12 protein-coding genes, 2 tRNA genes and 1 pseudogene are annotated in these 16104 nt (G+C 62.6%); 11 read left to right on the plus strand and 4 right to left on the minus strand.

The window, feature by feature from the left end; genetic code table 11:
- Positions 1–93: 93 nt before the first annotated feature.
- On the minus strand, positions 94–1767 hold the full coding sequence (locus G522_RS0100905) for a formate--tetrahydrofolate ligase (protein WP_026789443.1): 1674 nt from the start codon (positions 1765–1767) through the stop codon (positions 94–96).
- 166 nt (positions 1768–1933) lie between these two features.
- On the opposite strand from G522_RS0100905, the gene guaD reads away from it, so the two are divergent.
- Complete coding sequence (gene guaD / locus G522_RS0100910; RefSeq protein WP_026789444.1) at positions 1934–3274, plus strand: guanine deaminase; 1341 nt, start codon at positions 1934–1936, stop codon at positions 3272–3274.
- A gap of 301 nt (positions 3275–3575) precedes the next feature.
- Complete coding sequence (locus tag G522_RS24955) at positions 3576–4367, plus strand: sugar phosphate isomerase/epimerase family protein (protein WP_245586561.1); 792 nt, start codon at positions 3576–3578, stop codon at positions 4365–4367.
- A gap of 144 nt (positions 4368–4511) precedes the next feature.
- On the opposite strand, the gene G522_RS0100920 is transcribed toward G522_RS24955, so the two are convergent.
- Positions 4512–4588 (minus strand) — tRNA-Pro (locus G522_RS0100920).
- Between the two features lie 232 nt (positions 4589–4820).
- On the opposite strand from G522_RS0100920, the gene G522_RS0100925 reads away from it, so the two are divergent.
- Positions 4821–4895 (plus strand) — tRNA-Gln (locus tag G522_RS0100925).
- A gap of 218 nt (positions 4896–5113) precedes the next feature.
- Positions 5114–5710, plus strand: a complete 597-nt coding sequence (locus tag G522_RS0100930) for a deaminase (RefSeq protein WP_026789445.1) — start codon at positions 5114–5116, stop codon at positions 5708–5710.
- A 24-nt stretch (positions 5711–5734) separates the two neighbouring features.
- On the opposite strand, the gene G522_RS0100935 is transcribed toward G522_RS0100930, so the two are convergent.
- Complete coding sequence (locus G522_RS0100935; RefSeq protein ID WP_245586562.1) at positions 5735–6877, minus strand: AI-2E family transporter; 1143 nt, start codon at positions 6875–6877, stop codon at positions 5735–5737.
- A gap of 344 nt (positions 6878–7221) precedes the next feature.
- Between G522_RS0100935 and G522_RS0100945 the strand changes: the two genes are divergently transcribed.
- The 6 genes and pseudogenes from G522_RS0100945 (at position 7222) to G522_RS0100970 (ending at position 13828) form a co-directional block, all read left to right on the plus strand.
- A complete protein-coding gene (locus G522_RS0100945; RefSeq protein ID WP_026789447.1) occupies positions 7222–8133 on the plus strand; it encodes a LysR family transcriptional regulator in 912 nt (303 codons plus the stop codon).
- 213 nt (positions 8134–8346) lie between these two features.
- Positions 8347–9423 (plus strand): annotated as a pseudogene (locus G522_RS0100950) (ABC transporter substrate-binding protein); the annotation flags it as partial.
- Between the two features lie 188 nt (positions 9424–9611).
- Positions 9612–10634 (plus strand): ABC transporter ATP-binding protein, encoded by a 1023-nt coding sequence (locus G522_RS0100955; protein ID WP_026789449.1) that lies wholly within the window; start codon positions 9612–9614, stop codon positions 10632–10634.
- Positions 10624–11562 (plus strand): ABC transporter permease, encoded by a 939-nt coding sequence (locus G522_RS0100960; RefSeq protein WP_245586563.1) that lies wholly within the window; start codon positions 10624–10626, stop codon positions 11560–11562. The genes G522_RS0100955 and G522_RS0100960 overlap by 11 nt, the downstream gene beginning before the upstream one ends.
- Complete coding sequence (locus tag G522_RS0100965) at positions 11552–12358, plus strand: ABC transporter permease (RefSeq protein ID WP_026789451.1); 807 nt, start codon at positions 11552–11554, stop codon at positions 12356–12358. The genes G522_RS0100960 and G522_RS0100965 overlap by 11 nt, the downstream gene beginning before the upstream one ends.
- A gap of 33 nt (positions 12359–12391) precedes the next feature.
- Complete coding sequence (locus G522_RS0100970) at positions 12392–13828, plus strand: gamma-aminobutyraldehyde dehydrogenase (RefSeq protein WP_156886781.1); 1437 nt, start codon at positions 12392–12394, stop codon at positions 13826–13828.
- 99 nt (positions 13829–13927) lie between these two features.
- Here the strand turns inward: G522_RS0100970 and G522_RS0100975 are convergent, their stop codons facing one another.
- Positions 13928–14767: an aldo/keto reductase gene (locus tag G522_RS0100975; RefSeq protein ID WP_210162864.1), complete on the minus strand. Its 840-nt coding sequence runs from the start codon at positions 14765–14767 to the stop codon at positions 13928–13930.
- A gap of 167 nt (positions 14768–14934) precedes the next feature.
- On the opposite strand from G522_RS0100975, the gene G522_RS0100980 reads away from it, so the two are divergent.
- Positions 14935–15858, plus strand: coding sequence for a ketopantoate reductase family protein (locus tag G522_RS0100980; RefSeq protein WP_026789454.1), 924 nt, complete (start codon positions 14935–14937; stop codon positions 15856–15858).
- Positions 15859–16104: the final 246 nt, after the last annotated feature.

A 16104-nucleotide genomic window follows, 5' to 3' on the forward strand; every position in this document is an offset into this window, starting at 1 on the left:
AAGCATACCGTTGCCCCCATGAAATAGGGTCATTGCCCCCGGTGCGAAAGCGCAAACCGTGCGTCTGGTCATCACAAGAGCGTGCGTGGCAGCTTAGCTGAGGCCGACCACCCGTCCATCGGAGTCGAGGCCAATACGGTTGGCGGCCGGCACGCGCGGCAGTCCTGGCATCGTCATGATCGATCCGCAGATAGCCACGATGAACTCAGCGCCGGCAGCAAGGCGCACATCGCGAACCGGCAGGATGTGACCGCTTGGCGCTCCCTTGCGCTGCGGGTCGGCACTGAAGGACGACTGCGTCTTGGCGATGCAAACGGGCAGATTGCCGAAGCCGCGCTCCTCATATTCGACGAGCTTGCGCGCTGCGCGACCGTCATATTCGACGGACGCCGCGCCATAGATCTCGCGCGCCACCGTCTCGATCTTGGCCGCCAGCGGCAGCGCGTCCGGATAGAGAAGGCTGAACGGCTGGCGGCGGGGCGCATCGAGAACGTCAAGGACCGCCCGTGCCAGATCCTCGGCACCGCGGCCGCCATCGGCAAAATGACTGGCGAGCGCGACCGGTGCGCCGGCCTCGCCACAGAGTGCGCCGAGGCGGTCAATTTCCGCGTCGGTATCACTGCCGAAGCGATTGATGGCGACGATCACGTCGAGGCCGTATTTGCGCAGGTTTTCGAGATGGCGCGAGAGGTTGGAGAAGCCCGCCTCCATCGCCGCGACATTCTCGACGCCGAGATCCTCCTTGGCGACTCCGCCATGCATCTTCAGAGCCCGGATGGTGGCCACCAGGACGGCCGCGTCGGGCTGAAGCCCGGTCTTGCGGCATTTGATGTCGAGGAATTTCTCGGCGCCGAGATCGGCGCCGAAACCGGCCTCGGTCACCACCACATCCGAGAGACCGAGCGCCGTTTCGGTGGCGATCACCGAGTTGCAGCCGTGGGCGATGTTGGCAAAGGGGCCGCCGTGAACAAAGGCCGGCGTGCCTTCCAGCGTCTGGACAAGGTTGGGCTGCAGCGCGTCCTTCAGCAGGACCGCCATGGCACCGGCGGCGCTCACCATATCGGCCGTCGCATAGGAATGAGCATCGAGTTCGCCGATGACGATGCGCTTGAGACGCCGCTCGAGGTCTGCGAGATCGGTCGCCAGGCAGAAGATCGCCATCACCTCCGACGCGACGGTGATGTCAAAGCCGTCCTCGCGCGGAAATCCGTTGGCGCTGCCGCCGAGGCCGTTGACCTGGTGGCGCAGCATGCGGTCGTTCATGTCGAGAACGCGGCGCCACGTCATGCGCCGGCCATCGAGCCTCGGCTCATTGCCCCAATAGATGTAATTGTCGATCAACGCCGACAGGAGATTATGCGCCGAGGTGATGGCGTGAAAATCGCCGGTGAAATGGAGATTGATCGCCTCCATCGGCACCACCTGGGAATGGCCTCCGCCGGCCGCCCCACCCTTGACGCCGAAACAGGGGCCGAGCGAGGGCTCACGCAGGCAGATGCTCACCTTGCGGCCAAGGCGGGAGAGCGCGTCGCCCAGCCCGACGGTGGTGGTTGTCTTGCCCTCGCCGGCCGCTGTCGGCGTGATGGCGGTGACCAGCACCAGCTTGCCGCGCTGCCGCCGGCGCGCTTCGGATACGAAGCCATGCTCGATCTTGGCAATGTGACGGCCGTAGGGAATCAGCGCATCTCCCGGAATGCCCAGGCGATTCGCCACCTTCTGGATGGGCTGGAGGCGGGCAGCGCGGGCAATCTCGATGTCGTCAAGCATAGGCGCACTCATGGTTTCCGGACGCCGGCGGTCGCTCCGCCAAACGGTCGTCGGTAAGTGAAAAGATGTAACCGCAGCGGACTTTTCTATTGTCTCGACTGAGCATCTCGTCTCTTCTGAGCGGCAAGACGACCATTGGCCCTCCTCCTCCCAAACGGAGCCCCCGTTGACCTTTTCCGATCGATTTCCGTCCGACCGCACCCTGGTACGCGGTCGCGTGCTGAGCTTCAAGCGGCGCCCGCAAAGAGCCGGCGATACGGATGCTTATACTTATCTCGAGGATGGCGTCATCGTCATCGACGCGGGGAAAGTGACTGACGTGATCGACGCCAGCGAGATCGGACGAGTGGGCGGCAAGGGCGTCGTTCTGCACGATTTCTCCGGCAAATTGATCCTGCCGGGCTTCATCGACACCCATATCCATTTTCCTCAGACGCAGGTGATCGCCTCCTATGGCGAACAACTGCTGGAATGGCTGACGAGGTACACCTTTCCCGCCGAGTCGCGCTATGGCGATCCAGCTTTTGCAGCGGCCCAGGCTCGCTTCTTCATCGACGAACTGCTCCGCAATGGCACCACCACGGCGGTTTGCTACGGCTCGGTCCATAAAGGAGCGGCCGAGGCACTGCTCACCGAAAGCGAGCGGCGCGGCACCGCGATGTTCGTCGGCAAGACGGCGATGGATCGCAATGCGCCGCCCGACGTGCTCGATACGGCCCAATCGGCCTATGACGACACGGCGTCACTGATCACGGCTTGGCATGGTCGCGGCCGCCAGAAGGTAGTCATTACGCCTCGGTTTGCCATTACCTCGACGCCGGAGCAGTTGGAAGCGCTGGGCAACCTTGCCCGCGCTCATCCGGACTGCCTTGTACAGACGCATCTGTCGGAAAACCTGGAAGAGATCGCCACCGTGGAGCGCCTCTTCCCCGAGCGCTCCGACTATCTCGATGTCTACGATCACTATGGCCTCGTCGGCCCGAAAAGCCTGATGGGGCACGCGATCCACCTGACGCCGCGCGAGATCGTTCGCATGTCGGAGAGCGGCGCCGTCGCCGTGTTCTGCCCGACATCCAATCTGTTCATCGGTTCGGGCCTGTTCGACTACAAGGGGCTCGAAGGTGAACCGTATCCCGTGCGCATCGCCCTGGCGACCGATGTCGGCGGCGGCACCAGCTACTCGATGCTGGCAACGGCGGCGGAAGCCTACAAGGTCATGCAGCTTCGGGGACAGAAGCTCTCGGCCATCGAGGCGTTCCACCTGATGACACGTGGCAACGCCGAGGCACTCGGTGAGCCGGACCTCGGGCGCATCGAGCCCGGCGCGCACGCCGATCTCGTCGTGCTCGACAGCACCGCCAGGCCGGCAATGGCGCATCGCCTCGCGGCCGGCAATTGCGACCTGGAAGAGGAACTGTTCGTCCTCATGACGCTTGGCGGCGAGCAGAATGTGCAGGAAGTGTTCATCGGCGGCCAGCCGCAGGGATTGCACCGGGCCGATGAATAGCTGGTTGGTGCGAAGCTCCTGGGGTTGACGGCTCCGTCGTTTTTTCGACCCCTATAAAGAATAGCTTGCCACCCAGGGACAGGCCAAGCTAGCATCGATGAAATCGATTGCTGAAAAAGCGAGACAAACGAGATTTGAAAGCCCCGGCCCCGCAGGCATGTGGGATAATGGCTGGGCCTTGCGTTTCCTCCATATTTTCGCAACGTTTCGATTTGCGGCAGAGCGCCGGAAGGGGAGGCTTCCGCTCTGCCTTGAATAAAATACCGGCTATCCGTCATAAAGCCGGCCCTGGGAGGACGATGTGGCGCGTGACCTGCCGTTTTCGATTCAGCTGCATTCGGCGCGGCTGTTTCCGCCCGTGACGGACCATTTTCCGCACCTTGCCGCGCTCGGCTACACCAATGTCGAGCCAACGGACATTCTCTATGACGACCCCGGCGCGCTCCGCGAGTCGCTCGACGAAAGCGACCTCACCGCCCTGAGCGGCCACTTCCCGCTGCATATGTTGGAAAGCGATGCCGACGCCGCCTGCCGCATCGCCGAAACGTTGGGCATGCACCTTGTCGTTTGTCCTTTCGTGCCGATCGAAGCACGCCCCACCGTCACTGACGAATGGCGACGCTTCGGGGACCGCCTGGCGGCAATCGCCCGTCTGTTGCGGTCGCGCGGTTTCGATTTTGCCTGGCACAATCACGACTACGAGTTCCGGCCGCTTCGGGACGGGTCGATGCCGATCCAGCATATCGCCGCCGACCCGGCCGTGCATCTTGAAGTGGATGTCGCCTGGGTGGCTCTGGCCGGCGTTGATCCCCAGCCTTGGCTGGAAGGCTACACGGGCCGGATCGCCGCCGTCCACGTGAAGGATGTCGCGCCACGCGGCAGCCACGTCCGTGAGGATGGCTGGGCGGACGTTGGTACAGGCATCGTGCCCTGGCCCAAGCTATGGAAAACGGCGGTTGCCGCCGGCGCTTCGCTGCTGATCGCCGAGCACGACAATCCCACCGACTTCGACCGTTTCGCCCGTCGAAGCATCGACGCCATGCGCGCCTTTGCCGACATGACCAAGGCTGAGCCGGCACTCTCGGCAAGGTAGAGGCGCAGCAACACGATTTCCCCGCCCCCCGCGACGAGCCTTACAGCAAACGCGGCAAAGCATTTTCGTCGGCGGCGAAAAGAGACAACGATCCCTGGCGCTTAGCGCCCGGCCATCGTCAATTTGTTGAATTTGCGGGAAGAATGGTCGGAGTGGAGTGATTTGAACACTCGACCCCCTGCTCCCGAAGCAGGTGCGCTACCAGGCTGCGCTACACTCCGTAACCGTCGGTGGGGCGGTGTATAGCGTCCCCTCCCCGCCTCCGCAAGCCCCAAAATCACACTTGTGGATCAGGGATTTTGCGCGTCCGCGATCCTGCTCCGAAACCGCCTCCAGCGGCGTCGATCGAACCCGCACACAGGCGACCTTATCGTCGTATTGGTCAACGTCAGCGTTGTTGCAGTCGGATTGCGTTGCGGCTATATCGTGCGGACCGCGGCCAAGGCCGCCGGATGGGGTGTCGCCAAGTGGTAAGGCAGCGGATTTTGATTCCGCCATCCGTAGGTTCGAATCCTGCCACCCCAGCCATCTGTTTTTCCACCCAAATCAGTCTCTGGAAAAGCGCGCGTTGCCCTTCGGTGCGATCGGCCACGATGCAATAAGGCGTCCCGGAATGGCGGTCTCGGAGCTTGGGCTTTGTTGATTGGAAGCGGATTCCTTCGCTCCGATTCGGAAAGCAACGGAACCTTGCACCGTCCGACGAGACCGGCGAAGATTGTCCGATAACAACGGATGGGAATGCCTAGATGGCCGAGAGACAACCGGAACGCCTCGTTGATGCACTGCTGAGAACGATCGAGCGTCACATACTGCCGTTGACGCGCAATGGCGTTGCAGCCGGCAACAAGGTGTTCGGGGCCGCCCTTCTCGACAAGAAAGACTATTCGGTGGTGCTTGCCGGCACCAACAACGAGACGGAAAACCCGCTGTGGCACGGCGAAGTGCATACCATCAAGAAATTCTATGAGATCAAAGATCGGCCGAATACCAGTCAGTTGCTTTTCCTGTCGACGCACGAGCCTTGCTCGATGTGTCTTTCGGCGATCACCTGGGCTGGCTTCGACAATTTCTTCTATTTCTTCAGCCATGAAGATTCGCGAGACGCCTTCTCCATTCCGCATGACCTTCGCATCCTCAAGGAGGTGTTCACGCTCGAGCCTGGCGGCTACCGACGAAGCAATGCCTTCTGGCATAGCGAGCACATCGCCGATCTGATCGCGGTCTGCGACGCTGCCGCGCGCGAGACGTTTGTGACGCGCGCCGAAAGGATCCGGGCGGAATACGCGGCGCTATCGGGGATCTACCAGCAGGACAAGACCCAGAACGCCATTCCTCTCAAGTAGAGACCATCCGGCGCCTGGATTGCATCAGGCGTCAGGCGGCTCGCGCGACAGCACGGTGAGGGGCGCTTCCTCACCTTTGAGTTCGATGAGCCATTCGCGCCAGATGGCGACGAGCAAGGCCATCAGCACCGGCCCGATGAACAGGCCGAGAAAGCCCATGGTCTTCACGCCGCCGATGAGGCCGAAGAAAGTGGGCAGAAACGGCAGTTTGATAGGGCCGCCGACAAGGCGTGGCCGCAGCGTCTTGTCGACGATGAACAGCTCGACCGTTCCCCAGGCGAACAGGGCTGTGCCCTCCACAGCATGTCCGCTGGCGAGAAGGTAGATCGAGATCAGCGTGAAGCAGAGCGGAGCGCCGCCCGGAATGAGCGCCATGACGCCGGTGATCACCGCAAGAATGGCCGGCGATGGGACACCGGCAATCCAATAGGCAAGGCCGAGCACGATGCCTTCGCCGATGGCGATCAGAGTCATGCCAGTGACAGTGGAACTGATGGTGGCCGGTACGATGCGCGAGATGCGGGCCCAGCGGGTCGGCAGGATGCGCTCGCCAACGAGATCAATCTGCGCCACCAGGGCACTGCCGTCCTTGTAGACGAAGAACAGCGCGATCATCATGAACAGCAGTGTCAGCACGAGACGGAAGGCCTCGCCGCTGGCAGTCATGATCGCCCTGTATATGTTGCCGATATTGGCGCCGGACGTCATCTGGATGAGCTCGCCGATGGCGCCCGGCGGGCCGACGTGCAGAGCCCATTGCTCGGCCAGCCAATCCCCCACCATCGGCAGCGCGGCGATCCATGGCGGCACGGCCACGCCGCTGCGATTGGCCTCCAGAAGCCAGTTGAACCAGACCTTGAATTCGTCGAACGCGAAGGTGACCGCCACCAGCATGGGCACGATCAGGAAGAAAAGAATGCAGATGAGTGCGATGGAGGCGCTGAGTTTGGTGTTGCCGCCGCAAAGCCGTGTCAGGTCGGCAAACAGCGGCCAGGTGGCAAACCCGATCACCAGCGCGGCCAGCACCGGAACGATGAAGCCGCTGAAAAAGTAGATGCCGGCGATGACGACAGCCAACAGCAGCCAGCGCGCGGCAACAATCAGCGGCACGATCGGCACGCGCCCCGACGGAACGGCGCCAAGCCAGCGCGGCTGATCTTTCGTCACGGGCGGTCTCGGATCGGTCACGGGCGGCTTCTCGTCAGAGCGTCTCGGGCAGCCTGAGTTATGGGCGATAGCCGGGATAGCCGCAACCACTGCCTGGCCCCTTCGGGGCGACATCGCCCTCTATTTCTCCACGACGACGCCGTTGTCGGCTTGGCTGGCGCCATCCTCTTGGAGCAGAAAGACGAATGGCTGCACCGTTGCCACCAGATGAGACTGGAAACCACCTGATCGATCGGCGATGATCCCGTCGTTTCCAAGGCTGCTCAACGAGGCGGCCGACGTCCATGTCCATATCGGCGTGCCTCGCTGATCAACCGCCAACCACGCCACCCGCGGGCGCCGCCATGTCCTTTTCTCTGCGTCAGCTTCAGTATTTCCTTGCGATCGCCGAGACGGGTTCTGTTTCGAGGGCAGCCGCACACCTCTCGACGTCGCAGTCGACGATCACCGAAGCGATGAAGGATCTGGAAGCGGATCTCGGCGTGAAGCTGCTGGAACGGCAGTCGCGCGGTCTTGGATTGACGCACAAGGGGCAGCTGTTTCGCCGGCACGCGGAGCGCATCTGGCAGGACGTCGCCGACGCGCGGGGCGCGCTTGCCAATGTCGCACCCGAAGTGACCGGGCGTTTGACGCTCGGCGTGACGTCGCTGGTGGCCGGCTACGTGCTCTCGGATCTGCTGGCGCGATTTTCGCGTGCCTTTCCTGGTGTCAGCGTCGATCTGGTGGAAGACGGGCACGATTATCTTGAGCATCTGCTGCTCAATGGCGAGATCGATCTGGCACTCGTCACCATGTCCGGCCTGCATAATCCCGAGTCTCTGGCGGCCGACGAGCTCGAAGCCTATCGCTACCGACTATGGGTGGCGTCCGGCCATGTGCTGGCGGAGCGCGATCAACTGGACCTTGGGATGATTTCGGAATTTCCGCAGATTACACTCAATATCGATGAAATCGAAGAAGCGGTCGATCACCTCTGGCGCGGTTCCGGCTTGCGGCCACACATCGCATTCCGCTCGCGCTCGGTCGAAGCGGTGCGTGCGCTGGTGGCTGGCGGGGTCGGCGTTGCCATTTTGCCCGATCTTGTGTTTCGCCCCTGGTCGCTGGATGGTCTGCGCCTGGAAGCGCGGCAGATTTCCGTGTCCATGCCCACGGTGAAGGCGGCTCTGGTGCGCCGGCGGGGCTATCGCGACAACCTGAATGCGCGACGCTTCATCGAAGTCACGCTCTCCCATAATGCCGGTCGTCTGATGCCGTAGCGTGCAATATCGGAATTGCCGATATTATTTCTTGATTTTTTGAAATTGCGAGATGGCAGGGTTTTGTTAGGGTTTTTCCTAAGGGCGCGGCATCCACTGATCGCGCCCACCATAAGGGGAACCGAGATGACCACTTTCGCAAAGCGCATGCTTGCGTTGGGAATGGTGCCAACGCTGCTTCTGGGTGTCACGCCGTCCTATGCTCAGCCCGCTTCGATCGGCCCCGGTGAAGGGGAAGTCGATATCGTTGCCTGGGCCGGCTATATCGAACGCGGCGAAACCGACAAGAATTACGACTGGGTCACCGATTTCGAGAAAGCGACCAGTTGCAAGGTGCAGGTGAAGGTAGCCGGCACGTCAGATGAAATGGTGTCGCTGATGAACGAGGGCGGGTTCGACCTCGTCACCGCCTCGGGCGACGCATCGTTGCGTCTCATCGCCGGCAAGAAGGTGCAGCCGATCAACCTGGACCTGATCCCGTCCTGGAAGACGGTGGACGAGCGCCTGCAGAACGCCCCCTGGCATACGGTGGATGGCGTTCATTATGGCGTGCCCTACCAATGGGGCGCCAACGTGCTGATGTATAACACCGAAGCCTTCAAGGGCAGCGCACCCACGAGCTGGAACGTGGTGTTTCAGGAGCAGACGCTGCCGGACGGCAAGTCCAACAAGGGGCGCATCCAGGCCTTTGACGGACCGATCTATATCGCTGACGCCGCGCTTTATCTGAAGGCGCATAATCCCGAGCTCGGCATCACCGATCCCTACGCGCTGACCGAGACGCAGTACAAGGCCGCCCTCGACCTGTTGCGCACGCAGAAGGATCTGGTGCAGCGTTACTGGCATGATGCCATGAAGCAGGTGGACGACTTCAACAACGAGGGCGTCGTCGCGTCGTCGTCCTGGCCATTCCAGGTCAATCTCCTGGCCTCCCAGAAGAAGCCGATTGCCTCGGTCATTCCGTCGGAAGGCGCCACGGGCTGGGCCGACACCACCATGATGCACGCCAGTGCCAAGCATCCCAACTGCGCCTATCTCTGGATGGAGCATTCGCTGCAGCCAAAGGTGCAGGGCGACGTCGCTGCGTGGTTCGGGTCCGTTCCGTCGGTTCCGGCGGCCTGCAAGGGCAACGCAAATCTGACCGATGAAGGCTGCAAGACCAACGGCATCGATAACTTCGACAAGATCAGCTTCTGGCGCACGCCCGTCGCCAAGTGCACGGCGGCCGAGGGCTGCGTGCCGTATCACCGCTGGGTGTCGGATTATATGGCGATCCTCGGCGGCCGCTGAACCGGCGCTTGGAGGTACCGGTCCGGACTATCTCTCCGGGCCGGCCTGCCCGGCCGCCTGTTCCAAACGGCGCAGCCGCGTCGCGACCGACAGGTTTCCCTGATCCGCCCTGCTCTTGCTCCTTTGTGCAAGCGCGCATTGGCTGGGCCTAGGTCGCGACATCTTGTGTTCTCCAACGAGCCTTCCCGATGACATCCACATCCGCGACCGCTGTCCTCTTCCAAAACGTCAGCCGCCATTTCGGTACGGTGCGTGCCGTGGACGGGGTGGATTTCGAGATAGGCCAGGGAGAGTTCTTCGCCATGCTCGGGCCATCGGGTTCGGGCAAGACGACCTGCCTCCGCCTGATCGCCGGCTTCGAGCAGCCGACGGCTGGCCATATCGAAATTTTCGGCGAGACGGCGGAAGGGCTGGCGCCCAACCGGCGCGACGTCAACACCGTGTTTCAGGACTATGCGCTGTTCCCGCACATGACCGTGCTGAACAACGTCGCCTATGCGCTGATGGTGCGTGGCGTTCCGCGCGCGGAGCGTGAAAAGCGCGCCCGGGAAGCGCTGTCGCTCGTTCGGCTCGAGGGCATGGATGCGCGGCGCCCGGCGCAGCTTTCCGGCGGTCAGAGGCAGCGCGTGGCGCTCGCCCGCGCCCTAGTCAATCGACCGAAGGTGCTGCTGCTCGACGAACCGCTCGGCGCGCTCGACCTCAAGCTGCGCGAGGAAATGCAGGAAGAATTGCGCCGCCTGCACAAGCAGCTCGGGCTTACCTTCGTCTTCGTGACCCATGACCAGGGCGAGGCGCTGTCCATGGCGGACCGCGTGGCGGTGTTCAACAAGGGCCGCATCGTGCAAGTCGGTACGCCCGAAGATATCTATCAGCGGCCGACGACGCGCTTCGTGGCCGACTTCGTCGGTTCGTCCAACATCTTGACGCCGGATCAGGCGCCCCGCTTCGGCGGTGTCAGTCGCTGGACCAGCCTGCGACCGGAATCGATCCTGATCGGCGCGGCGGCCGATGCCATGGATGTCCGGCAAACGGCCGAGGTGATCGATCAGCAGTTCCAGGGCGCCATGCGCAAGACGCGGCTCAAGATCAACGGGCTCGAGATCTGCGCCATGGCGCCGGCTTCGCAGACGCTCGGCGTGGGGCAAGCGGCCACGGTCGGCTGGTCTCACGGCGCCCTGCATGCCATGGATGGGGAGGGCAATGATGTCTGATCTTGCCCTGCGACGGCGCGGGCCGTTGTCTTCGTTGCTTGACGCCGTCTATCGCCGTCCGCGTCTCTTCCTCGCCGTTCTGCTTGCGGCGCCGCTCCTGTGGCTTGGCGTCGTCTATCTTGGCTCTCTGTTTGCCCTTCTGGCACAGAGCTTTTTCAGTCTGGATGACTTCTCCGGGGTGATCGTTCGCGAGTTCACCTTGTCCACCTGGGTGCAGTTGATGGCGCCCGCCAACCTCGACGTCATCATTCGCACGGTGCTGATGTCGGCCCTGGTGACGGTGGCCGATGCCATCATGGCCTTCCCGATCGCCTATTACGCGGCCCGCTATGCCCGGGGGCCGATGAAGGCGGCCTTCTACCTCTTGGTGATGATGCCGCTGTGGTCGAGTTATCTCGTCAAGGTCTATGCCTGGAAGCTGATCCTGGCGCGCGAAGGCATCGATACCTGGGTGCTGGACAAGATCGGCCTCAAGCCGCTGCTCGACTGGTATCTGTCGTTGCCGGTGATCGGCGGTCCGTCGCTCTCCGCCTCCTACACCGGCACCTTCATCGTCTTCTGCTATGTCTGGCTGCCCTACATGATCCTGCCGGTACAGGCGGCGTTGGAGCGCGTGCCGGGCAACCTGATCGAGGCTAGCGCCGATCTTGGTGCCAGCCAGGGTGCCACCTTCCGCCATGTCATCCTGCCGCTTGCCTTTCCCGGCGTGGTGGCCGGCTCGATCTTCACTTTCTCGCTGACGCTTGGCGACTACATCATCCCGCAGATCGTCGGCGGCTCGCAGTACTATCTTGGCCAGGCGGTCTATGCCCAGCAGGGCACGGCCGGCAACATACCGCTGGCGGCCGCCTTCTCGGTGGTGCCGATCCTGATCATGGGCGTCTACCTGACGTTTGCCCGCAAGCTGGGGGCATTCGATGCGCTCTGACGAACCCTCTCTGCTGCTCAAGCTGTCCGCCATCGGCGGCCTCATTTTCCTGCATTGGCCCCTCGCCATCATCGTGGTCTACGCCTTCACGACGGAGGACAAGAGCTATCAGTTCCCGCCGCCGGGCCTGACGCTGCACTGGTTTTCGGTGGCGTGGGCAAGGCCCGACATCTGGGCAGCCCTGACGTTGTCGTTCAATGTGGCACTGGTGGCGACTGGACTGGCGCTGGTGCTGGGCACGCTCGCAGCGGCCGCGCTATCGCGTGCTCAGTTCTGGGGCCGCGACAACGTCTCGCTGCTCCTCATCCTGCCGATCGCCCTGCCCGGCATCATCACCGGCATTGCCTTGCGGTCAGCCTTCAACCTGATGGATCTGCCCTATTCGGTGTTCACCATCGTGCTGGGGCACGCCACCTTCTGCATCGTCGTTGTCTACAACAACGCGGTGGCCCGTTTTCGTCGCCTGTCGCCGTCGCTGGTCGAGGCGTCGTTCGACCTCGGCGCCGACGCTTTCCAGACCTTTCGTTACGTCGTGCTGCCCAATATCGGTACGGCACTGCTCGCCGGTGGCATGCTCGCCTTCGCCTTGTCGTTCGACGAGGTGATCGTCACCACGTTTACCGCCGGTCAGCAGACAACGCTGCCGATCTGGATGCTCAACGAACTGGTCCGCCCACGCGAACGCCCTGTGACCAACGTGGTGGCCGTGCTGGTGATGGCCGTCACCTTCTTCCCCATTCTCGCCGCCTATTGGCTGACCCGCGAGGGTGAGCATGTTGCCGGCGGCTCGCGCTGACTTCAGACAGACAAGACCCAGACGGAGCCAAAAATGACTATCGTCCTGCCCTCCAAGATGCTGATCGGATCGGAATTCGTTGCCGGAACGGAGACGGCCGAGAACGTGCTCAATCCGCGCACCGGCGAGACACTGATCGCCATGCCGGAAGCCTCCATCGATCAGGTGGAGGCGGCCGTTGCTGCCGCCTCCGAAGCTTTCGTGAGCTATGGACGAATGACGCCCGCTGCTCGTTCGGCCCTGTTGCTGCAGCTTGCCAGCCTCATCGAGGCAGAGGCGGGAACCTTCGCACGCCTGGAAGCGCTTCAGTGCGGCAAGCCCTATCATGCTGTGCTGCGCGACGAGATCCCCGCCGTTGTCGATTGCTTCAGGTTCTTCGCCGGTGCGGCGCGCGTGGTGCCGGCGATGGCGGCCGGCGAGTATATTGAAGGCTTCACCTCGATGGTCCGCCGCGACCCCATCGGCGTCTGCGGCCAGATCGCGCCATGGAATTATCCGCTGATGATGGCGGCTTGGAAAATCGCGCCGGCCTTGGCTGCGGGCAACACAGTGGTGCTCAAGCCCTCCGAGCAGACCCCGCTCACCACGTTGAAGCTGGCCGAAGTCGCCGCGGACATTTTCCCGCCGGGCGTCGTCAACGTCATCGTCGGCCGTGGCGAGAGCGTCGGCAGCCCGCTGATCAACCATCCGCGTGTATCCATGGTGTCGCTGACAGGCGATATCGCCACGGGCAAGAAAGTACTTCAGGCGGCCTCCAAGACCGTGAAGCGCACGCATCTCGAGCTCGGCGGCAAGGCGCCGGTCATCGTCTACGACGACGCCGATATTGCATCGGTGGTCGAAGGGCTGCGCACCTTTGGCTACTACAATGCCGGCCAGGACTGCACGGCCGCCTGCCGGGTCTATGCTGGCTCGAAGATCTACGACAAGCTGGTGGCCGAACTCGCCTCTGCGGTCTCAACGATCACGTATAACGAAGCCGATGATGGCGACAACGAGATCGGACCGCTGATCTCGGCACGCCAGCGGGCACGCGTTGCCAGCTTCGTCGAACGCGCCATGGAGCAGACACATATCGAGATCGCCACCGGCGGCAGGGCCGTCGACGGCCCCGGTTTCTTCTACCAGCCGACAGTGGTGGCCGGTGCGCTGCAGAGCGACGAGATCGTTCGTCGGGAAGTGTTCGGGCCTGTGGTATCCGTTACCCGCTTCACTGACGAGGACGACGTGATCGGCTGGGCCAATGACAGCGATTATGGGCTGGCGTCGTCGGTCTGGAGCCGAGATGTGTCGAAGGCCATGAATGCTGCCGCGCGGCTGCAATATGGTGCCAGCTGGATCAATTGCCATTTCATGCTGACGAGCGAGATGCCGCACGGTGGCATGAAGCAGTCCGGCTATGGCAAGGACATGTCCGTCTATTCGCTGGAAGACTATTCGGTGGTCCGCCACGTCATGATCAAGCTCTGAGAGCAGATCAGGTGGAGATGAAAGAGCCGCGCGAGGGGACTTGCGCGGCTTGAGGCTGCTTGGGCGACCTCCATCGCTTCGTCGTGGCAACCGATCGTATCAGATCATCTCAAGCGACGTTGCCCGCCGAGGCGGCGGGAACAGCGCATCGAGAGCCGCACGCAACTCATCGGTGATGGCGATGTCGAGCGCCCCGACGTTGTCCTCAACATGGGCGGCCCGCCCAGCCTTGGGAATGGCGATGACGCCATCGCGATCGAGCACGAAGGCGAGCGCAAGTTGCGCGACGCTGACGCCGTGCTCCGCGGCCAGCGCGGCAAGGCGTCTGTCGTTCAAGAGCTTTGCCTGTTCGACCGGCGAGTAGGCCATCACCGGCACGCCCCGCGCCTGCATCCAGGGGAGCAGATCCCATTCGATGCCGCGGCGCGACAAATTGTAGAGCACCTGGTTGGCGGTGACCCTATCGCCACCCGGCACGCCGACGAGTTCCTTCATGTCGGTCACGTCGAGATTGGAGACGCCCCAGGCGCGGATCTTGCCGGCCGCTTTCAGCACCTCAAAGGCGGCGACAGTCTCGCCAAGCGGATAACGCCCGCGCCAATGCAGCAAATAGAGATCGAGGCGATCTGTGCCGAGGCGTTTCAGCGAGCGCTCGCAGGCGGTGACGGTGCCCTCACGCGATGCGTTGTGCGGATAGACCTTGGAAACCAGAAACACCTCGTCGCGCCGGCCGGCCATCGCTTCGCCCACCAATTGCTCGGAAGCGCCCTCGCCATACATCTCGGCGGTGTCGATCAACGTCATGCCGAGATCCAGGCCTCGGCGCAGCGCGGCGATCTCATCGGCGCGCCTGCGCGGCTCATCCCCAATCATCCAGGTGCCAAGGCCCAGCGCCGGCACGTCTTCGCCCGTTGGCAAGCGAACGGTCTTCATCGGCATCTCTCCCTTGATTCCGGTTAAGTATAGCAGCCGACACACATCGGCGGATGATTGCAGTTCGTTTCCGTGCACTCCACTGCGAATGCGTGACGGGCGTGGCGAGAATCCTCTATCCTGCGGTAACTTCTGCGCCGTCAGGGCTCGGCACATACTCGAAAGGACATTTCATGCGGCTTCTCGTCGTCGGCGCCGGTGCCACGGGCGGTTATTTCGGTGGACGGCTGGCAGCCGCCGGCCGCGACGTCACCTTCCTCATTCGCCCCAAGCGAGCGGCGGAGATCGCCAAGAACGGGTTTGTCATCGTCGACCCGAAGGGCGAAACGCGCATCGAGCCCAAGATCGTCACAACGGAGACGCTCAGGGGAACCTACGACCTCGTGCTAATGAGCGTGAAGGCCTATTCGCTTCCCGCGGCCATCGAGGACATCGCACCGGCGATCGGTCCCAATACGCTGATCCTGCCGGTGTTGAACGGGCTCAAGCATTTCGACGTGCTGTCCGAGCGCTTCGGCTCCGAGCGGGTGATCGGCAGCTTCTGCAAGATCAACGCCCGGCTCGACGATCATGGCCGCATCGTTCAGATGTCGCCGATGCACGACATGATCTATGGCGAATATGACGGTAGCCGCACCCCGCGCATCGAAGCAATCGACAGCTTCTTCAAAGGCGCCGGTTTCGACGCGCGGCTATCGAACGATGTCGGCCGTGAGCTTTGGGAAAAGTGGGTGCTGCTCGCCAGTCTCGGGGCCGCCAATTGCCTGATGCGCGGCACCATCGGCGACATCATCGCCCGCCCGGGTGGCCAGTCCTTCATCGAGGCGTTACTCGGCGAGATGACGGCCGTTGCCACCGCTCACGGCAAGGCGCCCGACCCCACCTATCTCGAGGCCACACGCAAGCTGCTGACCACGCCTGGCTCGCCAATGACGGCTTCCATGTATCGTGATCTCCTGAAGGGGCTGCCCGTGGAAAACGACGAGATCCTCGACGACCTGCTCGCCCGCGCCGCCTCGGTGGGCATCAAGACGCCGTATCTGCATCTTGCGGCCATCCATCTCGGCATCTACGCCGCACGCCGCCTAGCCGAATAAGCTGGTCTAGAGAGCATCGTCAACGTTACCGCATTTTGGGAGGACTCTCGCGAAGTCCGGACCTAACGAAAGGCAGAGGCGATCGCCATTTTTCCGTCTCTTCCGCCGGATTCTCTCGGTTCGATAGCAACGTCAGGCTGTATATTACAGGGATAACCCCTACCTTCTACCAAATTCGAAACGTTACGCTTCTGCCTTTCGTCCAACTATGCTAAGAGGTGCGCCGAACGCCGGCCGGATACGCCG

Origin of the sequence: Pleomorphomonas oryzae DSM 16300 (assembly GCF_000422965.1) — a bacterium.
GTDB classification, from domain to species: Bacteria; Pseudomonadota; Alphaproteobacteria; order Rhizobiales; family Pleomorphomonadaceae; genus Pleomorphomonas; species Pleomorphomonas oryzae.